22 protein-coding genes are annotated in these 23,200 nt (G+C 55.7%); 6 read left to right on the forward strand and 16 right to left on the reverse strand.

Translation table 11 applies throughout. From position 1 onward, the window contains the following. The first annotated feature begins 67 nt into the window (after positions 1-67). Positions 68-733 carry a MotA/TolQ/ExbB proton channel family protein gene (locus tag AB0A83_RS06410; protein WP_150047470.1) on the forward strand — a complete coding sequence of 222 codons (666 nt, stop codon included), beginning with the start codon at positions 68-70 and terminating at the stop codon, positions 731-733. A 9-nt stretch (positions 734-742) separates the two neighbouring features. Further along, a complete protein-coding gene (locus tag AB0A83_RS06415) occupies positions 743-1,153 on the forward strand; it encodes a biopolymer transporter ExbD (RefSeq protein ID WP_150047471.1) in 411 nt (136 codons plus the stop codon). 177 nt (positions 1,154-1,330) lie between these two features. On the opposite strand, the gene AB0A83_RS06420 is transcribed toward AB0A83_RS06415, so the two are convergent. Together AB0A83_RS06420 and AB0A83_RS06425 are read right to left on the reverse strand one after the other, a co-directional pair. After that, positions 1,331-2,062, reverse strand: a complete 732-nt coding sequence (locus AB0A83_RS06420) for a class I SAM-dependent methyltransferase (RefSeq protein ID WP_367155739.1) — start codon at positions 2,060-2,062, stop codon at positions 1,331-1,333. 48 nt (positions 2,063-2,110) lie between these two features. Further along, entirely contained in the window at positions 2,111-2,899 is a 789-nt protein-coding gene (locus AB0A83_RS06425; RefSeq protein WP_150047473.1) for a sterol desaturase family protein, read from the reverse strand. 3 nt (positions 2,900-2,902) lie between these two features. Here AB0A83_RS06425 and AB0A83_RS06430 point away from each other — a divergent pair, with 3 nt between their 5' ends. Beyond that, positions 2,903-4,048 (forward strand): GlxA family transcriptional regulator, encoded by a 1,146-nt coding sequence (locus AB0A83_RS06430; protein WP_367155741.1) that lies wholly within the window; start codon positions 2,903-2,905, stop codon positions 4,046-4,048. A 98-nt stretch (positions 4,049-4,146) separates the two neighbouring features. Here the strand turns inward: AB0A83_RS06430 and AB0A83_RS06435 are convergent, their stop codons facing one another. The 13 genes from AB0A83_RS06435 to AB0A83_RS06495 form a co-directional block, all read right to left on the reverse strand. Beyond that, positions 4,147-7,446: a diguanylate cyclase gene (locus AB0A83_RS06435; RefSeq protein ID WP_367155742.1), complete on the reverse strand. Its 3,300-nt coding sequence runs from the start codon at positions 7,444-7,446 to the stop codon at positions 4,147-4,149. Continuing rightward, positions 7,443-9,194 carry a TadG family pilus assembly protein gene (locus AB0A83_RS06440; protein ID WP_367155743.1) on the reverse strand — a complete coding sequence of 584 codons (1,752 nt, stop codon included), beginning with the start codon at positions 9,192-9,194 and terminating at the stop codon, positions 7,443-7,445. Before AB0A83_RS06440 ends, AB0A83_RS06435 begins: the two co-directional genes overlap by 4 nt. 3 nt (positions 9,195-9,197) lie before the next feature. After that, positions 9,198-9,539 carry a DUF3613 domain-containing protein gene (locus AB0A83_RS06445; RefSeq protein WP_367155744.1) on the reverse strand — a complete coding sequence of 114 codons (342 nt, stop codon included), beginning with the start codon at positions 9,537-9,539 and terminating at the stop codon, positions 9,198-9,200. Between the two features lie 5 nt (positions 9,540-9,544). Next, the gene (locus tag AB0A83_RS06450) at positions 9,545-10,324 is read right to left on the reverse strand and encodes a tetratricopeptide repeat protein (RefSeq protein WP_150047478.1); all 780 of its coding nucleotides are present in this window, start codon (positions 10,322-10,324) and stop codon (positions 9,545-9,547) included. A gap of 98 nt (positions 10,325-10,422) precedes the next feature. Next, on the reverse strand, positions 10,423-11,334 hold the full coding sequence (locus AB0A83_RS06455) for a type II secretion system F family protein (protein WP_150047479.1): 912 nt from the start codon (positions 11,332-11,334) through the stop codon (positions 10,423-10,425). A 4-nt stretch (positions 11,335-11,338) separates the two neighbouring features. Further along, positions 11,339-12,244: a type II secretion system F family protein gene (locus AB0A83_RS06460; RefSeq protein WP_150047480.1), complete on the reverse strand. Its 906-nt coding sequence runs from the start codon at positions 12,242-12,244 to the stop codon at positions 11,339-11,341. Further along, positions 12,237-13,475: a CpaF family protein gene (locus AB0A83_RS06465; RefSeq protein ID WP_367155745.1), complete on the reverse strand. Its 1,239-nt coding sequence runs from the start codon at positions 13,473-13,475 to the stop codon at positions 12,237-12,239. Before AB0A83_RS06465 ends, AB0A83_RS06460 begins: the two co-directional genes overlap by 8 nt. A 367-nt stretch (positions 13,476-13,842) precedes the next feature. Beyond that, positions 13,843-15,045: a response regulator gene (locus tag AB0A83_RS06470; protein WP_150047482.1), complete on the reverse strand. Its 1,203-nt coding sequence runs from the start codon at positions 15,043-15,045 to the stop codon at positions 13,843-13,845. Next, positions 15,042-16,370: a type II and III secretion system protein family protein gene (locus tag AB0A83_RS06475; RefSeq protein ID WP_367155747.1), complete on the reverse strand. Its 1,329-nt coding sequence runs from the start codon at positions 16,368-16,370 to the stop codon at positions 15,042-15,044. The genes AB0A83_RS06470 and AB0A83_RS06475 overlap by 4 nt, the downstream gene beginning before the upstream one ends. Beyond that, positions 16,367-17,194: a Flp pilus assembly protein CpaB gene (gene cpaB / locus AB0A83_RS06480; protein WP_150047484.1), complete on the reverse strand. Its 828-nt coding sequence runs from the start codon at positions 17,192-17,194 to the stop codon at positions 16,367-16,369. Before cpaB ends, AB0A83_RS06475 begins: the two co-directional genes overlap by 4 nt. 70 nt (positions 17,195-17,264) lie before the next feature. Further along, entirely contained in the window at positions 17,265-17,780 is a 516-nt protein-coding gene (locus AB0A83_RS06485) for a TadE/TadG family type IV pilus assembly protein (RefSeq protein WP_367155748.1), read from the reverse strand. Beyond that, positions 17,758-18,258 carry a prepilin peptidase gene (locus tag AB0A83_RS06490; RefSeq protein ID WP_367155749.1) on the reverse strand — a complete coding sequence of 167 codons (501 nt, stop codon included), beginning with the start codon at positions 18,256-18,258 and terminating at the stop codon, positions 17,758-17,760. Before AB0A83_RS06490 ends, AB0A83_RS06485 begins: the two co-directional genes overlap by 23 nt. A gap of 13 nt (positions 18,259-18,271) precedes the next feature. Next, positions 18,272-18,460 (reverse strand): Flp family type IVb pilin, encoded by a 189-nt coding sequence (locus AB0A83_RS06495; protein WP_150047487.1) that lies wholly within the window; start codon positions 18,458-18,460, stop codon positions 18,272-18,274. 393 nt (positions 18,461-18,853) lie between these two features. Between AB0A83_RS06495 and AB0A83_RS06500 the strand changes: the two genes are divergently transcribed. Both AB0A83_RS06500 and AB0A83_RS06505 read left to right on the forward strand, forming a co-directional pair. Next, entirely contained in the window at positions 18,854-20,461 is a 1,608-nt protein-coding gene (locus AB0A83_RS06500; protein WP_150047488.1) for a methyl-accepting chemotaxis protein, read from the forward strand. Positions 20,462-20,558: 97 nt separating this feature from the next. Beyond that, positions 20,559-21,419: an HDOD domain-containing protein gene (locus tag AB0A83_RS06505; RefSeq protein ID WP_150047489.1), complete on the forward strand. Its 861-nt coding sequence runs from the start codon at positions 20,559-20,561 to the stop codon at positions 21,417-21,419. 162 nt (positions 21,420-21,581) lie between these two features. On the opposite strand, the gene AB0A83_RS06510 is transcribed toward AB0A83_RS06505, so the two are convergent. Next, positions 21,582-22,091 carry a hypothetical protein gene (locus AB0A83_RS06510; RefSeq protein ID WP_367155751.1) on the reverse strand — a complete coding sequence of 170 codons (510 nt, stop codon included), beginning with the start codon at positions 22,089-22,091 and terminating at the stop codon, positions 21,582-21,584. 205 nt (positions 22,092-22,296) lie between these two features. Between AB0A83_RS06510 and AB0A83_RS06515 the strand changes: the two genes are divergently transcribed. Continuing rightward, complete coding sequence (locus tag AB0A83_RS06515; protein ID WP_367155752.1) at positions 22,297-23,121, forward strand: class I SAM-dependent methyltransferase; 825 nt, start codon at positions 22,297-22,299, stop codon at positions 23,119-23,121. The last annotated feature ends 79 nt before the right edge of the window (positions 23,122-23,200 follow it).

Below are 23,200 nucleotides of genomic sequence, written 5' to 3' on the forward strand. Positions count from 1 at the left end.
TTGTGCGGCCGAATCAGACAGAATTAGCCGGCATTTTTTTATAGAAATTACTTAGGAGAGAGTTTTAATGCCTTTTCATGTTGCACCTGCCTTCATCATCGATGGCACTCTGTACACATTGCTGGTGTTCTCGTTGATCACTTGGACCTTGATATTCTTTAAGACTTGGCAATTCGCCAGGAATACTCAATACAACAAGCGCTTCAGCAGCGCGTTTTGGGATGCGGTAGACCTGAAAGCAGCCGAACAATTGCCTGCCGAAACTCAGCGCGGCCCCAAAGCGAGGATAGCGTCTTGCGGTTTTTCCTGGCTGAGTGAATGGCGCGATCCGGTTGCCGCTGCCGCGTTAAAATTCCGCGGCGCGCCGCAGGATTTGTTGGAACAAGCCCTGCGTAAGCAAACCGAGCAAGAACAAAGGCAGATGGAAAGCGGCTTGACCATGTTGGCCAGCATTGGCAGCACGGCGCCGTTCGTCGGTTTATTCGGCACCGTGTTGGGTATCATGCATGCTTTGCACGACATCAGTGCTAGCGGTTCGGCCAGTCTTGACGTGGTGGCCGGCCCTATCGGCGATGCCTTGGTGGCAACCGCTATCGGTATCGCAGTTGCAGTTCCGGCAGTATTGGCCTATAACTTTTTCATCCGCCGCGCCAAACATCATCGGGCTTCGCTCGAACATTTCGTCGACGGTTTCTTGCATATCGCTTTCGGCAACGGGAACAACAAGGAGTAAGCAACGTTTATGGGATTCAAAACACAATCGGATGACGACGAAGCGGTAAGCGAGATTAACGTTACGCCACTGGTTGACGTGATGTTGGTGTTGGTGATTATTTTACTGGTTACCGCTCCGTTATTGACGCAATCGGTGAACGTGGCGCTGCCCAAGACCGAATCCACCACGCCGGATATCGACAAGCAACCTATGCAGCTCGGTATAGATGCTCAAGGCGGCATCACCCTCAACAAGGCGGTTGTAGCCAACTTGCCCGAACTGGAAGCGGCGTTGCAGAAAGAATTGGCAGCCAATTCCGAGTTAACTGTGCATATTTACGCCGACCAAGCGGTAACCTACGGCAAGGTGGCCGAAGTCATGGCAGCCGCTCAGCACGCGGGCATCTCCAAACTGGCCTTTGTTACGCTAGAGCAATAATTTTTGAACGGGCCGTAGGCCTGGTCATTCGGGCCCGACATACACCCGCAACGAATTCTTTACGTTCAGGCAAAGCAAATGCTGCGATTAGTCTGCGGGCGGATTGCTTGGCTGGACCGGCTCGGCGAGTCTCGCCGCCGGTAGCGGCGCAAGCCGAATGCGTGCTTGATCCGCGGGCTATGGCAGGCGTTTAGCCGTTAGCTGTTGCATGCCGCGCGGGCCTGGGGCGAAGGTTACCGCAAAACCCTTGGCTTTCAGCCACTTGCCCAATTGCCCGGGTGCCAGCCTTAGTTTAGGATAATGGCTGACCCGGGTATGCCAGTGATCATCCCGGCGTTCGTGCAGAATATCGTGCACCCATACCGTTTCCGGCTGATATTCCAAAAAACAGGTCAAGATGCGATCGGCGTCGCTACGAACCGGAATGAAACGCCGCTCGCCCGTTAACGGCAGGGAATAGTCTCTAAAGCTAGCCACGAAAACCCCGTTTTCCGCTAGTGCTACGGCAAGCTGTTCGCACAACGTTTGTACGGCGGTCGTCGACGGCAGATGGGTGAGCGTGTCGCCCAGGCAAAATACCGCCGCCGGCGCCTCGGCTATGTAATTTCGAAAATTCAATAAATCGTCGTTGACGGTTAAAATCGGCAAATCGCCGCGCAGTTGGCTCAGCGTTTCCAGCAGTAACTTCGAGGTATCCAGCGCAGTAACCCGAAAGCCGGCTTGGGCCAAAGGAATGCTGTGCATGCCGAATCCCGCTCCCAGATCGACGACGCGGCCGGTGCGCGGCAACAGGGCGGACAGCGCGGCGATGTCGTCGCTACCCGCTTGTAGCGCGGCTTGGGCGCCGCCGGCCATCCAAACATATATCGGGGCTAGGTGCAGGGCATAATGATCGTTAACGGTGGACATGCTGTTTCTCGGGTTAAACGGTAATCGTTGCGGTAGTGGAAGGGGGGATTAGCCCACATTGATCCGGCCCTGAGCGCGTGGCCGGATTTGTTGACCGGAGACGTCGCGCATCAGCAACATATCCCATAGACGTGCCGAGGCACCCGGATAAAAACCGGTTCGATCGGCGAAGCCGCGCGGATTTTTAAACGTACCGAACACAATGTCCAACAACGGCAGGTCGGCGTAGTTGCCGGCATGGATGCCCTGTTGATGATGCAGGGAATGGCTTTCGGGACGTTGTACGAAATACCCCAGCCAGCGCGGGGTGCGGATGTTGGTATGCTGAAAGATACTGAAAAAGGTAGTGGCGTACAGTACCCAAACGGCCGCTTGCGGGGTGATGCCTATCAGCCAGATCAAGGTAAGACTGTTCAACGCAGTCCAGCCCAGCATATCCAGCGGGCTGAACCAAAAGGCCCCGTAACAATCCAGGCGTTCCGCACTATGGTGCCATTGGTGGAAACTGCGCCACAGCAAAGGGCTGGCGTGCATCGCCCGATGCCACAGGTATACTCCCAATTGATACAGCAGTAGGCCCAGCAAGGCGCCCGGCCAGTCGCCCAAGCCGCGCAGATCCGCCAGCGTATGAGCTTGCAAACTATCGTTCCAGATCAGCGGCAAGTAAGACGATAATAACCAAAAACAAAAGAACGCGCATAGGCCGCGCCAGTGCCAGCCGCGTACCGCCGGCAGCGCTTTGGCCGGACGCAAGGCTTCGGCCAGCATCAGTAGGCCGTACATGACAAACAGGGTAAGCGAGACAGGGTCTAGCAACAATTCGAGCGGAGTGGGCATGGCATGAATCCTAAAGAATTACGGACGGGCGTTAACATAGCTCTTTGCGGCAAAACGGACCAACGGCGTTTCGGCGCCAAACCGGACGATTCGGCCACGGGCCCGGATGCTTCGCCGTTGCCGGTAGCCATACTGGCGTTTCCGGCCAGCAGCGCCTCGGTCATTTTCGGCATGTACGATTTATTCATGTCGGTCGGGCGGGATTGGCCGCTCATCGTCAGCGGCCGGCCCGGCCCGCAGCTGCTGCAACCGCTGATCGTTTCCGCGGATCCTGGGCCGGTGGAAGTCTGCAACGGCATTCCGATACCGGTGGACTATGCTCTGGCGGACTGCCCGGACGCGGCGGTAATCTGCGTTCCGGAAGTCAACATTCCGCCCGGAGAGCCTCTGACCGGGTTATTCGATCGGGAAGTGGACTGGTTAAAACGGCGCTATGCGGCAGGTGCCACTTTGGCCACCGCTTGTTCCGGCACAATGCTGCTGGCGGAAGGCGGGCTGCTGGACGGACACGATGCCACCACGCATTGGGCTTATTGTCCGGTCCTGAGTCAACGTTTTCCGCAGGTCAAGGTGCATAGCCGCCGTTCCCTGGTGTGTTCCGGCGACGGCCAGCGTCTGGTCATGGCCGGCGGCGGCACCTCCTGGCTGGATTTGGCATTGTTTTTGATTGCCAGACTGGTATCGGTGGAAGCGGCGATGCAGGTTGCCAAGCTCAACTTAATCGATTGGCACCACGTCGGCCAGCAACCCTATGCCAGATTGGCGCGTACCCGCCAGGTCGACGACGCGCTGATTGCCCGTTGTCAAACCTGGATTGCCGAACATTACCGTACCGCTGCACCGGTAGCCGCGATGGCCAAGTTAAGCGGTTTGAGCGAGCGTAGCTTCAATCGGCGCTTCAAAGCCGCCACAGGATTATCGCCGCTGGAATACGTACACACGCTCCGTTTGGAGGAAGCCAAACAAATGTTGGAAGCTGGCGATTTGCCGGTAGAAACCATCGCTTTCGACGTGGGCTACGAAGACGCCGGATTTTTTAATCGCTTGTTCCAGCGCCGGGTGATGTTGACGCCGGCCCAATACCGCAAGCGGTTTCGAAGTCTGCGTCTGTCGTTGCGCGGCCAAGCGGACCCGGGAGTCATGCCCTGAGGATAGTCGAGCGGGTCCGGCAACCGCCGGATTTCCCGTGCAAACGCGGCGGAGCGGCGCTCCCGGCTCAGTTTGCACGTCGGCCGACTCCGCCGAGGCTAAATTTGCTCCAAGGGGATCAGTGTCGTCTGAGCGGATTGGCGGTAATCGACGCCTAATTGAAGCAAAAACGCCTCCAATTCCGGTCCGGCCGGGTTGGTGGCTAGGGTCGCAATGCCCAAGTACCGGGCAATCGATTGTATCGCTTGCACTAAGTAGGCGTCGATGGGCTCTTCGGCTATGCGGCCGGTTAAGGCTTTGTCTATCTTCAAAAAATCGACTTTCAGGCTGCGTAAATATACAAAAGACGAGGCGCCGCCGCTGAAACGGGTCAGGCAGATGCGATAGCCGGCATCGCGGGCGTCGCTGACCACGTCGCGTAACGCACTGAAGTTTTGCAGGAAATCCTCCTCGGCGATTTCGAAGCAAATGCATTGCGGGTTTACCCCGTTGCGTGCACTTTGTTCGGATAAAAACGGCATAAAGTCGGCGTCGCTCAGGGTGGCAACCGACACCGGCAGTGCGTAAATCCGTTTGTTGGCCAACTGCCTGGACGGCACGCTGAGCAAGCCGAACAATTTGCCTATCGCCCAACGCTCGATTGCCGAATCCATTTTCAAACGGTGGGCGTTGGGCATAAAGGCCGACGGTATCAACGGCGTATGTCCGGGTTCGTGCAATTGCAAAATCACGTCCATATAATCCGGCAAGCCGTCGGCATGAACCGGGCTGGTGTTGACCTGCAGTTGAAAGTAGTCGTGATCCAACGCTTCCGACAACCTTTGATTCCAAGGCAGCAAGGGTTTATCGCCCGACTTTTCGCCCCCGCTGGCGACATGCACCCGGTTGCGGCCGCCCTCCTTGGCTTTGTAGCATGCGTTGTCGGCCGCGGCTATGGTTTCCTCCACGGATAAACCGGGCAATAACGCGAACAAACCGATACTGACGCCGATTTCGAATACTTTGCCTTCCCAGGTGAAGCGGAAGCGTTGTACCGACTCGCGCAATTTCTCCGCCACGTTGATGGCGTTTTCCGCGTTGCTGTCGCGCAGCACCGCGCAGAATTCGTCGCCGCCGATGCGCGCCAGCATGTCGGTCGTGCGCAGACAATTTTTCATCAGGTGGGAGACTTGACGCAGCAACTCGTCGCCGGCGTTGTGGCCGCAGGTGTCGTTGACGATTTTGAATTTATCCAAATCCATATAGCACAGGATGTGTTGCTTGGCTTGTTCGTCGACTTCGTATTGCAGGCTCTCCAATTGGGTCAATAACTCGCGCCGGTTGATCAGGCCGGTTAAAGGGTCGCAGCTGGCGCGCTGATGCATTTTTTGGCTGGTGGAACGCTGCTCGGAAACGTCGCGGATGACGATAGCCGCCCCGGACACTTTGTGGTCGCCGGTAAAAATCGGCGTGGCCGATACCTCCACCGCCAGCTCTTGTTGATTGTCGCCGACGAACAACACGTCTTGGCGAAATTTGACGGTTTTGCCGACGCGAATGGCGCGAATGGCGGGGTCGGCCAGTGCCTGACGCTTGCGTTCGTCGATCAAACGCACGATTTGGCCGAACGGCAAGCCGCGGTACTGTTGTTCGGTCAAACCGGTCAGGCGTTGCGCGCTTTGGTTTAAGGTTTGGATGAAGCCGTCCTGATCGGTGATGACGATGCCTTCGCCTATGCTTTCCAAGATACTGTGAAAACGCTCCAGTTCGTAAGCCGTGCGGCTGGTTTGCCGGTAACTTTGGCTGACGTCTTCCACGAGATAAGCTGCTTTAGCGTCGCCGAGTTCGGTGAACCGTAATTTGTGCAGGCGCAAACGCAATTCGCTGGTTCCGGAGCGCAAGCTGAACTCGCCTTGGTAACCGTAATTGGCGCTTGCGGGCAAATTGGGCAGCCAGTGGTTTATCGGCGTGTCGCGCAAGCTGTTCTCGCCGGTTTGCAGAATGTCGGCGAACTTCGGATTGCTGCGCACGATGCGGTTGTGCGCGTCCACCAAACATAGGCCGGCCGGTAACGCGCTCAGCAGCGACCAAGCTAATGCGCGCTCCTCCGCGGCGTGAGCGGCGGCATGGTATTGTTCGGTGCGGTCTTGCAAAGTCAAGGCAAAGGCCGGCCCGGCGGGGGCGCTGTCGAGCGGCGTCAACCCTAGCGTGAATGAACGCAGTTGTCCGCTAGGACCGGTACAGATCCAGTCGATAGCGGCGGTACAACGTTGCGCAATCGCCTGCCGCCATTGCTGCACAGCCGGCTCCGGCAGCTGTTGAAGCAGGGGGAGTAGGGAGTTTTTAGTGTCCTCAAAGCTGCGGTCGGCCTGCAGCAGCTGTTGAAAAGCCCGATTAGCGTATTGCAGTTCGTTGCCATGCTGCGGCGCGGTCAAGGCCAGACCGGTTTCTATGGCGTCCAGCAGGTTGTCGCGCAGGGTCAAGGCTTGTTTAACCGCCTGCTGTTCGGCGTTGTTGCGTACCGTCACCAACCACAGCTCATCGGAATCGCCGGCCGAGTGGCAATCTATCGATACGGCCACGGCGCCTTGCGTACCGCGTGCCGTCAAGGCTTCCAAGGGTATCGGTGCGGTTTCCTGGGGGTTTTTAGCCAGAATGCCGGCCAATTTTTCCCGTACCCATGGTGCTACCAAGTCCAACAGATTGTTGGGGGCGTCCTCTTTGTGCAAGGCGAACCAATTGCCGGCCAGTCGGTTGAAATAGTGAATGCGGCCGTTACGTTCCACCGTCAATAGCGCAATCGGCAATTCGTTGAGCAGTGCAGCCGGATCGCCGGCTTCCTGCGGCGTTGCCGGCTTGGGGGGGGCGGATTCGTTTGGCAGTTGCCAGCGGCGGGGAAGTTCGGGTTGCCAGCCGGAGCGGCGCCAAATCAACAATGCGGCCAGATTGATACTTAGCATGCCCATGCCGAGTAAGGCCGTTACGTAGGGCCATTGGGTCTGCCAACGCGCCAACGCAGCGTCGCCGACCGGGGTCAGTCGCAAGCTAGGCGCGCCTTTGCCGGGCAGCGGCAACTCCAATGCGCCCAGGCGCAACCAGACCGGCAGAGCGGATGGCGGAGCGGGCTGGGAGCGGGCGACGGCCAGCACCCGGCCGGCTTTATCGACAAATTCGATTTTGAGATAGCTTTCTGCGGCGGGCGCGCGGGCCAAAGCGGCGGCGGCGGCTTTGTAATCGCCGTGCTGTTGGCTCAGGCTTTTGACTGCCAGGTCATGCAATTCGGTCGCGTTGCGCTCGGATAGCGCCCGGCAGTCGTATAACACCCAAACACCCCAGGTCGCCAGCAGCAATACGGCCGCGCCGAAGAGTTGCAGGTTTAAGGTGCGCCAACGGTTAGGCGAAAAAGCATTGAAAGTCATATCGCTAAAGTGGTGTTAGTGGCGTCCAGCCATAGTAAAGTCACGTCGGCGCCGCCGAGTTGAATGCCAAGGGCAGTGAGCAGGGGGTCTAGGATAGCGGTGCCAATCGTGGTGAACACGGGAGTTAATATAGCCTCTATCGCTGGAGCTATTAGAGAAAGCAGGGGCTGAACAAGCAGCAAGTCTAATAGTGAGAGACCTAAGAGTGTGGGTGTCAGTTGAAGAGATGCAACAAGATCGGAAATCGCGTTTGCTAGGCCGGCAGCTGCGTCGGAATGAGCGGTTTGGGTTAAGGAATTGGGCGGCGGCACTGAAATTGGCGTCGAACTAACTTCGAAGGTCAAATCGGTGGCGTTGGGGTTGGCGACGGCGGCGGCGGCGGAGATTGTTAACTTTACCGCATCTAGCGAGCCTAATTTGACCATGATGGTCGGGCTGGCGGTGGTAGCGCTACCGCCAGCGATGTTGGAATACTGGCCGATGCCCAGTGTTATGACACTGGGCGTTACGCCGACAACGACTTCATGTTTGCGGTTGTTCGAGGTGGCGCATTTGACCGACGTTAAATGAGCCTTGGCTTTTGCAACGTCCAAATACAGGTTTAGGTTGATGCTGGTATTCAGTATTCCGAGCACGGATAAGTTCAACAGTGAGACGTCCAACTGCAGGCGAAGCTGTGCCGTAGATACTTCGGTGCGCCAGCTGCCGTCGCTGTTTTTGCCCGGCGGGCCGATGGCGATTTTGGGTGCTTCTACAATGTAAAGATTTAGCGCCACGGTAGCGATTGGCGCCAAATCCACGCCGAAGGCCGGCACGCTGATCGCATGCTCTTTGTTGGCCAATTGGACTGCGGCGGTCACGATGTCCAACGCATTGAGCTGCGCGTCCAGCGCCGCTTCCGGATTGTCGCCGGTCACAGCCAGAATGTCGCCTAGTCGTATGGTCGGCAAACCGGCTATCGCGGCCAGACTCATCTGATTCAAGGCCAGCCCGGCCGTGGTGTTGGGGCCGACTGCTTGCGCGACGATGTCTATGAATTCGCCGACGCCCAAGTCGGCGGCCAACAGCTCGTTGACCGTGCCGACCCCGGCTGTGGCGTTGATCAAGTCCAAAAGACTGACTTGCGCTGCGGCTATGCCTTTATAGCCGACCAAGTCCAGCGCAAGCGCGCTGCCCAGCATGCCGCCCAGCAAGGGGTTCAAAATGGAGTCGCCGGTATCTACCCGGGCCAGAAAACTGCCCAGGCGGAAGCCGGCCAGCACTTGCTTGGTAGCCACCGCAGTGGCGCTAAGCTGGGTATTGCCGAAGCCGCCGAGGATCAGCGAGCCGGGAAATTGGCTGGTGGCGACGACCTGCACCGCGTCGGCGTCGGCGGCATTGGCCACAGTGTTGAACTGGCGATTGCCGCTGACGGTTTGCGTGCTGCCCAGGGTGACCGCGCCTGCGGTATTCGTCAAATTGCCGCCGTAGCCGTTGGCGGCGGCGACCGTTTGCGCGGCGGCTGCCACCAAGGCTTGCGAAGGCTGTTCGGTGCCGCCGCAGACCGCGACGCTGGCGGCATGCAACGCGCTCAAGTCGGCGATTCTTTGCAGGCGTTGTTTTTCCCAAGCAATGCGGCCGGTATCGACTGCCAACACCATGAACAGCAATGCCGACATCAACGCCAGCGTGCCGTAAAAGCCGATGTTGCCGCGTTGGCTGCGAAAGCCGAAGCGCCCGTCGCGCTTGGCGTTGAGCGCAAAACCCACGCCTCAGCGCCCGCCGCTGCTACCGCCCGATCCGGAACCACCGCCGGAAGAGCCGGAGCCAGTGGTTTCGAAATGTAAAGGTATGGGATGGCTGAAGCTTTGCAGGTAGCGCTGAAAGCTGGCGGTGGCCGCTTGACCGGGAATGGCGTATCGATTGCCGGCCACGGCGCCGGAGCTTTGCCGCTGCAGCCATAACCGGGTTTGGTTGTCCGCGAATTGAGGCGGGTCGACGGCCGGGACCGGCTGTTCCACGCCTAAAGGCGGTTCCGGATACGCCGCTTCGTCGGCGACGCCGGCGCGGCTGACGGTTAAGCCGATCAAGGCCAGTAATAGGAAGTAACGCATGCTTGTCATTCGCTCGTGGAGGTAGAGTCGGAAGCGGTTTGCCGTTCGCTTAATTCGCGCGCGCGTCGGCGGAGTTTATCCGCCTGTTCGCCGGTCAATTTGTAAAAATCGATGTAACCTTGGGCCTCGGCTTCTCTATGCTCGAGCAGGGCCAAAACCACCATGTTTTCTATCGGCAGTGAATTGTTGCGGTCCAATTCGATGGCGGTGAGAAAGGCTTGCCGGGCGGGTTCGAACTTGCCGCGCAACAGTGACACCATGCCGAAATCGTTGTGGTAGTCCGCTGCTACCGGCCGTTCCGCCAGGGCGTTGCCGATGAATTCTTCCGCTTTGTCCAGTTGCCCGGCGTCGGCGCTTAATAGGCCCAGGCCGTGCCAGCCCTGGCCGGCCATGCAGGTATTCAGCAAGGCACGGTACGCCGCCTCGGCGGCGTCGGTTTGCGCTGCGCCGCGCAAGGCTTCGGCGCGCAGATAATCGAGTTGCGGCACTTTACCGGTTTGTTTTTGTAACTGTGCCAGGTTGGCCAGCGCGGCGTGGTAATTGCCGCGTTCGACCATCTTGTGGATTAGCTCCAAATACATGCGGTCGCCGGCTTCCAGCCGGCCGCCGCAGTCGGGCGGCGGCATAAAGTTATTGACCGCGGTCGGCGCCGGTTCGGGAGACGGCGTTACGGCGGGTTTGGCCAAAGCGGCCAGATAGTCGCCGCATCCCGTGCATATCAAACTGAGGCTTAGCCAGACCAATTTAAACGACCGACCGGAGTGGAACTTGAAGCTAACGATCATCAAGGCACCTCTCCGCCGTAGCCAAATGAATTGATAGGGCGAGCGACACCCTTGTCGCAATGAAGGGGACGCTCCTAGAAGGATTTTCAGCGTAAAACTTAACCGGCTGCATTTTTTAAACCCGCGGCTACGGCCATGAAGCCGGGCGCTGCCAATAAGATCAGCAGCGCAGGGAACAGGAACAACATCATTACTATGGTCATTTTTCCGGATAGTTTGGATACGCGTTCTTTAAGATCCGTTTGCATGCGGCTTTCCAACAAGTCCGACAATTCCCGCAGCGAATTGAGCACGCTACCGCCCAAGCGCCAGGTTTGTTCCAAGATCATCGTTAAATCGGTCAGGGCCGGCACGTCCAGTTGTTCGGCGTTTCTACGCATCGCCAGCGCCAGATCTTCACCGGCGGTGACCATGCGTAGAATGTAATCCAGCTCGTGCGCCATGTCCGGCAACAAGGTGCGGATGTCCTGCGCCAAGGCGCGCAAGGCTTGTTCGACGCTGAGCCCCGTGCTCAACAGCACGCGCAGCAAGTGTACTAAAACGGGTACTTGCTCGGCGATGCGCCGCTGTCTGGACGAAGCTTTGAACGCGAGCAGGCGTTTGGGCAATAAATAAGCGGCGCTGGCGACTAAAAACATCGCGGCCCAATCGTTTTCCTTGGAACCGCCGACCAGAATAAAAGGGCCTGAGAAGATGACCGCGCATAGGGGTAGCAGCCACTGCACGGCGTAGAACAGAGCAAAATCGCTTTTGCGTTTCCAGCCGGCTCTGACCATAAACAGTCTGATTTCGCCGCTGTCTTTATTTTCTTTGTCCGGGATGACTTTATTGCCGAGTTGTTCCAGCCAACTCCGGGGGGCTTGCGGTTGTACGGCTTGGCCGAACGCTTGCTTGAAGCGGCGGTTCAGCCTATCGGCGTCGGCGCTACGCTGAAGCGTCAGGATGGCAAGTATAGCCGTGGCGATTAAGAGTATGGCTAGTGCGAACATGACTGACCAAAACTGCGGCATGCTGTTACCTCAAGCTGCGCATCATGCGCCAAATGACGAAGCCGCCGAACACCTGCAGGCCCAACGAGGTGTAGATGATGTTCATCCCGCCGGGGCTTTCCAACAGAAAGCCTATGTAAGAAGGGTTGGTTATCATCATGTAGCCCGCCAACGTGCTGGGCATCAGACCGAGAATCCAGGCGCTAAGCCGGGTTTCGCCGGTAATTGCACTGAGTTCGCGTTCCGCTTCTTCTTGCCGGCGGATTAAAGCAATGATGTTTTCCAGCATTTCTCGGATACTGCCGCCGTAACGTTGGTTGATGCGCAAGGCCAGGGTGATCAGGTGCAATTCTTTAAGCCGGTAGACTTCGGCGGATTCGGACAGGGCTTCGACGATGTCGCCGCCCAGCGCCTGTTCGGCAACCACGTTGGCCAGGGCGTCGGATAAGGGGGCCGGGCAGTCTTCTATGGCCTGTAGCAAAGCGCTGTCGAAACTGCGGCCAACCGCCATGATGCGGACGATATGGTCGATAAACCCCGGTATTTGTTCCAACAATTTGCGCTGGTTGGCGCCGATTTTCCACAGCAATGCCAAGTAAACGGCTAGCGTCGCCGACAAGCCGGTAACTAACAGGCCGTCGCTGCCGTTAAACAAGTAACCGCATGCGCCGACGATGACCGAAAGTACCCCGGCTGCGAACACATAGGCCTTGGAGCGTTCCAGACCGGAACGTTGCAAGGTGGCTTTGGCCCAGTTGATCGGTGCTCTGGTGACGGTTGGGGCGGGCGGATGGCGGCGTTCTTCGATTTGGTTGAGCCGTCGGTCCAGGGTCGATTGGTAACGATTGCGGTTGTCCAGCAAAAAAATAGCCAAGGCGCTGGCGGCCAACATCACGGCGGCCGTGATCATCAGCAGGATTTCGCTAGACATAACGCCGGCCGCCGGAGCCGGCGTCGCGGCCGGCCATTTTACTGAGTTTGGGCCTCAAGCGGGTTAAGGGCTCGAAGTTGTACAGGCTTTGGGTTACGTAATGGCCGTCCGCCACTTGCAGGATTTCTTCGACGGTCAATACCCGACGGCGGCCGTCGCGCATGCGGCCGATATGCACGATCAGGTCGACCGAGCTGGCGATTTGTTGGCGCAGGGTTTCCTCGCTGCCGTTGTAGCCGGCAAAACCGGACAGCAATTCCAGGCGGTTGAGGGCGTCGCGCGGGCTATTGGCGTGCAGAGTGGCCATGGAGCCGTCGTGGCCGGTGTTCATGGCTTGCAGCATATCCAATACTTCGGCGCCGCGAATTTCGCCCAAAACAATGCGGTCCGGCCGCATGCGCAAGGCGTTGCGCACCAGTTCCCGCGCCGTGACGGCATGGGTGCCCTCGGCGTTGGCCGGACGGGTTTCCAGACGCACCACGTGGGGGTGGCGCAAGTTGAGTTCCGCGGCGTCTTCGATGGTAATCAGGCGTTCGCCATGGGCGATATAGCTGCTGAGCACGTTTAACAAGGTGGTTTTGCCGGCACCGGTGGAGCCGGCCACCAGAACGTTGCAGCGGCATTCGACGGCCTGCCGCAATAAAGCCAGGGTTTCTTCGTCGAAGGTTTGATAAACCAATAAGTCGGCCGCCGTTAACGGGTCGGCGCGAAATTTACGGATAGACAGGCAAGCGCCGTCTATCGCCAGCGGCGGGATGATGGCATTGACCCGGCTGCCGTCGGGCAGGCGGGTGTCTACCATCGGGCTGGTTTCGTCTATGCGCCGGCCCAAGGGCGCCAGGATGCGGCGGATTACCCGCAGCAAATGTTGGTTGTCGATAAATTGCAGGCCGGTCAGTTCGAGTTTGCCGTTGCGTTCGATATAAATTTGATGCGGGCCGTTGACCAGGATGTCGTTGGTTTTGTCGTCTCTCAGCAAGGGATCTATCGGGCCGTACCCGAGCAGTTCGTCCACCAAGTCCTTGACGACGATTTCGGTTTCCATTTGATTAATCGCGATGCGCTGCTCGCGGATGTAGTGTACGGTTTTGTCTTTGACGAACTGCATCAGCTGTTCGTCGTTACCGCTGGGCAGGGTTTCGATTTCGTCCAGAATGTGCCGGTGCAAACGGTTTTTGATGGCCCTCAGTTCGGAGGCCAATTCGGCGCCTATGTGTTTACGAAATTTCATCTGCGTCTACACGTCAAAGGCAGCGCCGTGCGGTCTTAGCCCGGTTCGGATTGGCCTGGGCGGGCGGTAGTTTGAGTCGATGTTTTTTGTGTTTAACAACCATGAAGTCCTCTTGCCGCTTCGGCTAATGAAAAGTTTTGATCGTGGCAGCGGCGTTTCGTCGCGATTTGCAGGCGAATGTCCCGACAAGCGGTTGCTACCGGCATGGCTTTCAGATTAAACCCAATTTGAAATTTGACAACTCTTTATTGTGGCGCCGTTGGAGCAGCTTCCAGTCGCGACGCAAGGCCCGCATCGAGGCTATGAGCCGTGCCGTTTTCCGCTTTCGTTAGCCGGGTATCGCTATGTTTTCCCCAACCTTAAACAGTTACGGCCGAAACCAACGGGTGACTTTTGCCAAGGTATTTCGAGAGCGTACAGCGGTGATACCCAACAAGCTTTTGGCTAACTGTTCGACCGAAAGCGTGTATTTATCGTTAGGGGCAAATTCGAATAGGCTTTGCCCGCTGTTTTTCATAAATAGCCGCGCCATGCCGGACGGGGGCAGAGTGGTCTTTAGCGAAAGGTGTAAACGTTCGGCAATTTCTTCGGCGTTCGGCTGTTGGCTGGCCAAATAGCGGTCGACAATCAACTCCAGCTTGTCCGCGGAATGATAATGTTCGAGAAAGTCCCGGAGTTTTTTATTGCTGCGGCAACTGGGCACGGTTTGCTCGCACAACAAGAATGCTTGATCGGCGCGCGAGGTGACCAATTGTAGAAACTCCGATTTCGGTAGGCCGCTGAGATTGACCACCACGTACTGAAAATGCGTACACAATATGTTCAGCAACACGATGATGTCGGCCGCCAAGATGCGGCCGACTTCCGAATCTTCCGCCATGGCCAGCAGCATCAAGCCGCTGGGATGTTTGGCGAACGCCGTCTCGATCAAGGTTTCGTCGAAACGCCGGATGCTGCGGATGGCGTCGTCGAAGGTATAAGAGACTTGCAAATCCAAAAACGATAGGGAATCGGCTTCCGGGATGCCCAGGTCCAGCAATAACACCTTGCTTTGCGGTGCGAATTTCACCAAGGCCAGGCCAAGGTGCAGCGACAGCATGGCCGAATCGGCATCCGGGCGGGCACTGACTACCGCGAGCAATTTGCCGTTGGGACGGTCGCGGGTCGGCGCATACTGCGCGCCTTTTTTCATCAAGACTTGCAGGCGTTCTAAGGTTTCCCGCTTCGGGGTGTCCAGGGTGACCAAATCATTGGCACCCGCGCGCATGGCGTTGAGCAGAAAATTGGGCTCGTTATCCTCGGCGAACACCAGGATAGGCAGTAAGGGTTTGGCTTCGTGCAGTTCCTCGATCAGCGTCAAGCGTTGATAGGCCGTGTCGCTTGCAACGTGCACGACCACCATCAAAATGTGAGCCGAGTCGACGACTTGCAGTACTCGTTCGAGCGCCGAGGCTTCGGAAATCAATAATTGGCCTTCGTTGCCTAAAATTTCGCTCAGGCGGCGGGCGATGAATTCGTTGTCCGCAATCAGCAGCACATTCCGTTGGGGGCCGTTGTCGTTCGGGCTCATCGTGAAAATCCCTCCATGCTGCCGGGCAAGCCGCGTTTGGGTTGCTGGTTGTGGAACAGGAAACGATTGAACGTGGGATTTTCGGTTCGATAATTTTCGCCGGGCAGTTGCGGTAGCGGGGTGTGTTTGCCGAGCGGGTGGACGATGTGCGGGGTGACCACCATCAATAGTTCTTTGTCTTGTTTTTCGAAACTTTTCGAGCGGAAAAACGCACCTATGTAAGGCAGATCGCCTAACCACGGTAGTTTGTCTTCGTTGGCTACCGTGTTTTGGCTGATTAAGCCGCTGATGACGAAACTTTCGCCGTCGCCGAGTTCTATCGTGGTATCGGTGCGGCGCACTTTTAACGCGGGCACTTGGGTGCCTGCACTTTGCACGCCTACCGAAAAATCCAGGTCGCTGACTTCCGGCGCCACTTTCATGACGATGCGTTCGGCGTCCAGAATAGTGGGGGTCAAGGCAAGGCGTATCCCGAATTCCCGATATTTGACGGTAATCGCACCGGAAGCGCCGCTACCTTGCGCTACCGGGATGGGAAATTCGCCGCCGGCTAAAAAGTTGGCGGTTTGTCCGGCCATGACGACCAAACTCGGCTCCGCGAGGACGTAGGCGTAGCCGCCTTGTTCCAGCAAGCTGACCGTGCTCAGCCAGCCTTCTTGAGAGTCGCCGAACACCATTTGGAAGGCCTGCGCATAAGGAAAGAAACCGGAAGCGCTTTCCAGCAGCAGACTGCCGGTGTCCGAGGACTCGACGCCGGACAAGGTGCCCGGAGGCGCCACCGAAACGACAGTATTTTTGAAGTTTTTATGGAAGAAAAAGCCGGCTTCTTTTAACGCGCTACGGCTGATCTCGACGATTTTTATGTCGGCTTGAATTTGCGTGCCGCTAACATCGACGCTTGATAAATCGCGCGGATCGGGTTTGGGCTCTTGGATTTTGCCGGCGTGCTCGAGCAAGGATGAAAATTCGCCTTCGGTGGTGGCGGGGTCGATGCGCAAGCGATAGCGTTGCGGCTTGGAGTGACCGGAAAGCCAGACATGCAAATTGGTAGTGCCGGGTTTTTTGCCGACGATCAGCAATTCGCGCGGCGTGTTGGTCAAGGTGACGTCGGCGATTTCCGGGTCGCCGATGGCAATCCGGGTGGGGTCCGCGCTTAAGTGCAAGACTTCGTGTTGGCTTTCTACGATGACGTAGTCTTGGTAATCGGGTTTATGGCGGTGCTTGTTTTTGGCAAATACCGTGGCCGACGCCAGGACCAGTAATAAAAGTAGGGTAAACCGTCTGGCGTTCAGGGTCAGTTTACTAGGGGTTGGGTTTAAGCTCATGGGTATTGTATTTGTTCTAATTGTGTACCATGGTAAATCTCGACCAGCGGGCCTTTTTGATTGAATTCGGCTTGCGAAATGACGTCTTTCAGCGTGATGCCTCCCGGACTGCTATCCGTGTCCACGGCGTTGGAAGGGCGTAGTGCCATTCTGAGCGTCGCCGCATTTTCAATCAAGGCGATGCGCGGTAAATCGGCCGAGTCTACTGCAAGCACGGCGGTATTTCTACCGGTTTTGCCTTTTTGCCCGGCTTCCCGTTCTTCGGATTTTTCGGCGCTGGGGGCGGAAAATTCGCTGCCGTAGCTGATGACTCTGACCGCGCGCAAAATCATCACGGCTTGGTTGTCTTTGACGGCCTGGTGATCTCCGCGCACAAAGGCGACCAAATCCACTAAGTCCCCGGATTCGACGAAACCGCCCACGCCGATGATTTCATCGACTTTGACGGCGATGGCGCGTTCGTTTTGCCGCAAGGCGCGGCCTAAAGGATTGTCTCCGCTGAAATAATTGCGCAGTATCGGTTGTTCTTTGGCAATAGCCGCCCAAGGGCGCTTGCCGGCCACTTCGTTGAGGTTGTTGTAGACCTTATCCGGCGGGGTGTCGGTTTTGACGATGCGCAGTGCGTCGTTAGGAATGGGTTCGCCGGGGGCAAGATTGCGCGCAGCGACCACCATGGAAAACTTCGGTTCGGCAACGACGGGCTGCCCGTTGCCGGCCGAAGCCGGCGCGGGAGGCGCGTTGCCGAGTTTGTAGGCGATAACGGCCAATATCAAAGCACCCAGCAACATCACCAAGGCGAAAATTTTCAGGATCTGGTTATTCATGGATAGGCTAAATGCTGTTCTGAAAGATGGTCGAATCGAAAGCGGCTTGTTAACGATAAGCCGGCTTTAGCTAAATCTGTGCTTGCGCGGTTACCGTTAAGGGATCCGGCACGTTTGGGACTTTTCCGATACCGGGAAAAGTCAATATAGGCATCAAAGGTACCGTCGAATAAGGGTAGGAGACGCTAATGTTGATCCAGGCCCCATTCAGGGTTACCGCGATTTTATCGTAATTCGGCGAGCTGCCTAATGTCGCCGCTTGTTGCGAACTCGTCAGCCAGCTCAAGCTTTGCACTACCGCGGCACGCGATACGCCGGTCACTTGCGCCAAGTAAGCGTCATTGTCGGCAAAACCGGTCGGATCGACTTTGATCGCGGCGCGTGCGCCTTCCTTGGTAGCTAAAGTCAACGCTTGTTCCAGGGTGAAAACCAGCGCATAAGATGAGATGGCGTAAAAAAGCGTGAAAAAAATCGGAAAGGTAAACACAAATTCGATGGCAGCGCCGCCGCGTTGGCGTTTGCACGCCATTCGCTCCGGTGCACTGTGAGCGGCGAAGCGGCGGTTAAAGTAGTCGGCTGCCATCATTCAGGATTAGGGAAAATATTAAACCCAGACCGATAAATACGCCTTGCGGGAGGCGGATCGAAGCATGGGGTGCTTTGAGACCCTCTGTGCGGTGTTTGCGCCAATGGACGGCCATAGCCGCGGGTAGGCTCAGAAAGCTGCATAATACAAAGGTATTCAGCAGCAGTTCCAAGCCGCCGAGACAGCCTATGGCGGCAAAAAGCTTCACGTCTCCGGCGCCCAGCCAGCCTAGCCAAAACAAGGGGCCCAATGCCAGTGTCGCGGTTAGCACCGAAACGAACACCGACGTTGCCGACGCGCCGGTGACGCTATGCCCGAAAACCGCCAGATAAACCAGGCCGGCAAAACCGCCGCCCAGGGTTAAATAATTCGGTAAACGGCGTTGGCGCAAATCGAACGCGGCCAGACAGCCTATCCAAATAAAAACCGCCCATATAGCGGGCGGAAAGTATAAATGGGAGGCCGAGCCGGCAGTCATGGCTGTTAGGCTGCTAGCTTACAGCTGTTCCGCCTAGCGCGGTCAGAATCGTATTTAAAATACTTTTAATCTGAGTACTTACGGGCGTGACAAACGCAGCGATAACGACCGCTACCATGGCGGCCAGCAAGGCGTACTCCAGTGCGCTGGCTCCGTCTTCTCGGCGCGATAACTCGGTGAAAAATGCTTTGATTTTGGACATGGCAATTACCTCTCAATTTAAACGGACAGTTAAATTAATGAAATGGCTTGAACAAACACAGCGATGAATGTCTTCGCCGGATAACGAGCGGTTACAACGGTTTACTATGTTTATTTGACATTCCGGTCTAAAACAGCTTTAAAAATATCAATAAACAAAAGGGAAACAGTGTTGTAACGAAGCGGCAACAATATAGTACCGCGTTAAATCAAAAGCTAGTAGAGCTTGACTATTCTGCTAGGTTTGTTGGGTGCTCGGCATTTTTTGCCGGGAGGGTTTAGCGGTATGTTGCGCATTTTTGTAGCATTTGCTTTAGATAGCGCGATAAATGGTCATGTAATTTCTCCGTTTGCCGCTATATTAGCTTGAATTTGTTGATTACCGAGGAGCCCAATGAAAGACTCAGTTTCAATTCAGGGCAAAATTTTGCTCAGTATCGCTAGCGTCTTCTTTTTGGTTACCGCCATTAGCATGTGGTTTATGGTGGAGCGACAAAAAGAATTGGTGCAAACACTCGCGTCCGAAAAAGCCTTGGAGGTGGCCAATAGTTATTTCGACGGCTTGAATTCGATGATGATAGCCGGCTCCATCGCGAAAAGCCGTTTGCTTGAAGAAAAGGTTAAAGCGCGCGACGATATTTTCGACATTCGCATGATTCGCGGCCCAGCGATAACCGATGCCTTTGGCCCCGGGGGGGCTGAACAAGCCCCGGAGGACGATTTAGACCGGACTGCTTTAAGCGGCAAAACGGTGATAAAACGGGTCAGCGATGCGCAAGGCGAACGCATCATTGTCGTCAAGCCGGTGGTCGCCAGCAGCAATTTTAAAGGTACCGACTGTTTGAATTGCCATAGGGTCGCGGAAGGAACTGTATTGGGTGCAGTGCGCTTGGAGTATCTGCTGGACGGTTTGCACGAGATCATCGGCCGTGACTTGCTGGCTGCCGGCGGTATTGCCTTCGGTTTGTTCGTGATCGCCGTGCTGCTCGTTGCCATTTTAATGCGCAACATCGTGGTAAATCCGCTGAGCGAAATGCGCAATCGAATGAATCTGATCAGTCAAGACGCGGATTTACGCCAACGCTTGACGCATGATTCGATGGATGAAATCGGCCAGCTCTGTTCCGCGATTAATACGATGCTGTCTACCTTTGCCGGCAGTTTGTCGCGCGTGTCGGACGTGGGGTTGCAGCTGAACAGCGCGGCGGCGCAAATTTCCCAAGTGGCTGGTCAAACCGCGCAAGCGGCCACACAGCAACGCCAGGAAACCGAGTCGGTGGTGCATGCGATAAAACGTTTGGAAAGTTCCGTCAACGAAGTGCGCGAATGCGCGGAAGGCGCGGCCAAGGCCTCCATAGAAGCGGACCAGCAGGCCGGTAACGGTGCCGTTACTACCAAGAACGCCATCGACGGTATTTTTGGCTTGGTTAGCGAAATCGATCGCGCCTCGGAAGTGATCAAACGTTTGGCCGAAAAGAGTAAAGGCGTGGGTTCGGTGTTGGACGTCATCAAGGGTTTGGCCGAACAAACCAATCTACTGGCCTTGAATGCGGCCATCGAAGCGGCCAGGGCGGGCGAGCAAGGGCGTGGGTTTGCGGTGGTCGCCGACGAGGTGAGAACCTTGGCGACGCGCTCGCATCAGGCTACCGAGGAAATTGAAAAAATTATTGCCCAGTTGCAGCGCGAAGCGGTCGATGCGGTTTCGGTGATGGATAATGCGAAAAGCAGCGCCGAACAAAGACGTTCGCAAGTGGAAAGCGCCGATCAGGGTTTAGCCTTGATCGCCGAGCGCGTCGCGCGCATCAAAAAGCTTAATGCCAAGGTAACCGAGGCCTCGGGCAATCAAAACCAGGTGGCGCAAGGCGTTAGCCAAAACATAGCCAATATCAGCCGGTTGACCGACGCTACGGCCCGGAATGCGGAAAGAACCGATCTTTCCAGCGGGGAGCTGGTCGATTTGGTCAGGCAGCTAAATCAATCCGTAGAACAATTTAAACGCTGAAAAAATGATTGCACAGACGGCGATGGGTTGGACGTAAATTTGCTAATCTTTATCCGGACGCTAAGTCCGACTCGCAGACCGCCTCCCCTACGACGATATGGTTAACAATTTAGACGAAGAGAAGACCAAGAAGATACTGAAGGGCATCACGATTCCACCGCAACCGCAAATTTTGGTGGATTTGCAAATGGAGAGTGCCTTCGAAACCGTTTCATTGGACAAAATTACCTCCATAATCGTTAAAGACATTGGCATATCCGGCGCGGTGCTGAAAATCATCAACTCGCCGTGTTTCGGTATGCGGGGTAAGGTATCCTCGATCAAGCAGGCCTTAAATTTATTGGGTCTCAAAAATGTATTAAACATCATTCGATGTTTGACGTTACGCAACGCCTTCGATTTCGAGCATTTGGCGAGAATGACGCAAGTTTGGGACAATTCTTCCGATGTTGCGATGGCGTGTATGGCGATCTCCAAAATGCTGGGAGTAGGGTCCGTCGACGAATCCTATACGCTGGGCTTGTTTCACGATAGCGGCATTACGTTGATGATGGATAAGTTCGAAAATTATCCGGAAGTGATCAAGCGAGCATACGCGGAACCCAAGCGGCGCATCACTGACGTAGAAAACGCCGAATTTCACACCAACCATTCGGTGGTAGGGTATTTCACCGCTAAAGCTTGGAACTTGCCCAAGCACATTTGTCAGGCGATAGCCGATCACCACAAGACCGAACCCATTTTCCGAGAGGAAGTTTCCTACGATCCGCAAGGGAAGAATTTGCTCGCAGTACTGAAGCTTGCCGAAAATACTTGTACTTCTCACAAAAGCATCGGCGATGCCGGCGACCATTTCGAATTCAAACGAATCAAAAAAGATCTGCTGATTTATCTTGGGATAGGCGAATACGATTTAGAGGACATCCAGGCTTCGGTGCGGGAAATGTTAGTAGTCTAGTTACGCCATTTTTCCGCAAAATTGCCTGGGGATGGCTCGTGCATAACACAAGAATGCTATTAATTCGTTCGCAGAGCCAAGGTTTTCAGGTCGGGTCAATTCGAGTCCACGGTCTGCACCAACAACTCAGTTTTACGGTATAGCGGTAACTTGCGTTGCGCTTTAAACGTTTCGCTGGAAGAAGGCCATGTCGGCAATATAGCTTTTCGTATCGTGACAGAGTGCCGCGCTTGCCCAAAGCTCCTCATTGAACGGGGTGATTGCATATACGCTGAAAAAAGCATCCGAAATGCCTGGGGTGAACGAGGCGTTGGACAGGTCGAGCGCAACCGAACCGCTCCACAGCAAGGCCACATGTGTCGATCGCCACTGTACACTCGCCGACAAAAAGTGAGGATCGGCAACCTCGCGCACAAAACCAGTCGCGTTGTCTTTCGGCAAAATAATAAATTTCGGCCGCTTATTTGCGTTTTCCTGTTGCCGCAAATTTAAGCTTACTCGACAGCAGCGAGTTGTCACAAGAGGATCAAGGCAATTCCATGTAAGTCTAGTGACAAACGTCGCCTCACTAACATTCGTTTCAGCAACGAAAGCCTTGCAACTACCAATCCCTGTATAGTGATTAAATAAATTAGCGACCTCCAGGCGCCGCATGGATTCGGTCAATTCCACCACGTAGCCCGTTGCGTCAGTTCGTCACGGTAATAGCGTAAGAAACCTTTCACTGCATCCGATCGATAGTCTGACGGTCATTACGAACTCTTAATTCTGCTTGACCTTCCAATTATGTAAACCTTTAGATTGATGCAGGCAGATGGTCTCTTATGTAAGGTGACTATCCATGATTAAAATTAGAACGATTTTTCAGGAGGTTGAAATGGAATCCCATTCGATAGCCAATAAAAAAACCGCACATGCCTATAACACCGCCGCGGATTTATTCGATCACCCCGCCAACACGTTTTGGAATCGTTTTGGCACCAGCACCGTTAACCGACTAGGGCTAAGTAAAGGAGACAAGGTCTTGGATGTTTGTTCCGGAACCGGCGCTTCAGCCTTACCGGCTGCTCGTCAGGTTGGCTCGGATGGCCGAGTGGTTGCCGTCGATCTGGCAGAAAAATTATTGGCCAGGGCGGCTGAAAAAGCCAAATCGGACGGTCTTGAAAACCTGGAATTTCGGGTCGATGACATGCTCGTTTTGGGTTATCCGGATGGTTATTTCGATGCTGTCGTTTGCGTGTTTGGGATATTTTTCGTGCCTGATATGGCTGCAGCGGTCAGGGAGTTATGGCGGCAAGTCCGGCCGGGCGGGCGGTTAGCGGTTACCACCTGGGGGTCCGATTTATTCGAGCCTGCCAACACCTCGCTTTGGCAAGCCATATGCGATGAACGCCCCGATCTGCACAAAGACTTCAACCCGTGGGATCGCATTTCCACGCCGGAAGGGCTTTTGGCGATGTTGGCCGAAGCCGGTTTAACCGACATGCACATTTTCGCTGAAGACGCGACTCATAGTCTGTCCGGCCCCGAGGATTGGTGGACCTTGGCGATGGGTAGCGGCTATCGGGGCACCTTGGATCAGCTCAATGAGGAACAGCTCCGGAGGGTGAAACAAAGCAATCTCCATCACTTGGCCAGTCAATCGGTTACCGAAATTTCAGCCAATGTGCTTTATGCCGTTGTTGAGAAACCACTTATTTGAAGACTTGCCTCGTCTCCAGTATCGATTTTTTCAATAAGTGCCTGTAACCCGAAAAAGCGAAAAAAACTGTTGACCTTCC

This window comes from Methylomonas sp. HYX-M1 (assembly GCF_040741385.1).
GTDB classification, from domain to species: domain Bacteria; phylum Pseudomonadota; class Gammaproteobacteria; order Methylococcales; family Methylomonadaceae; genus Methylomonas; species Methylomonas rhizoryzae.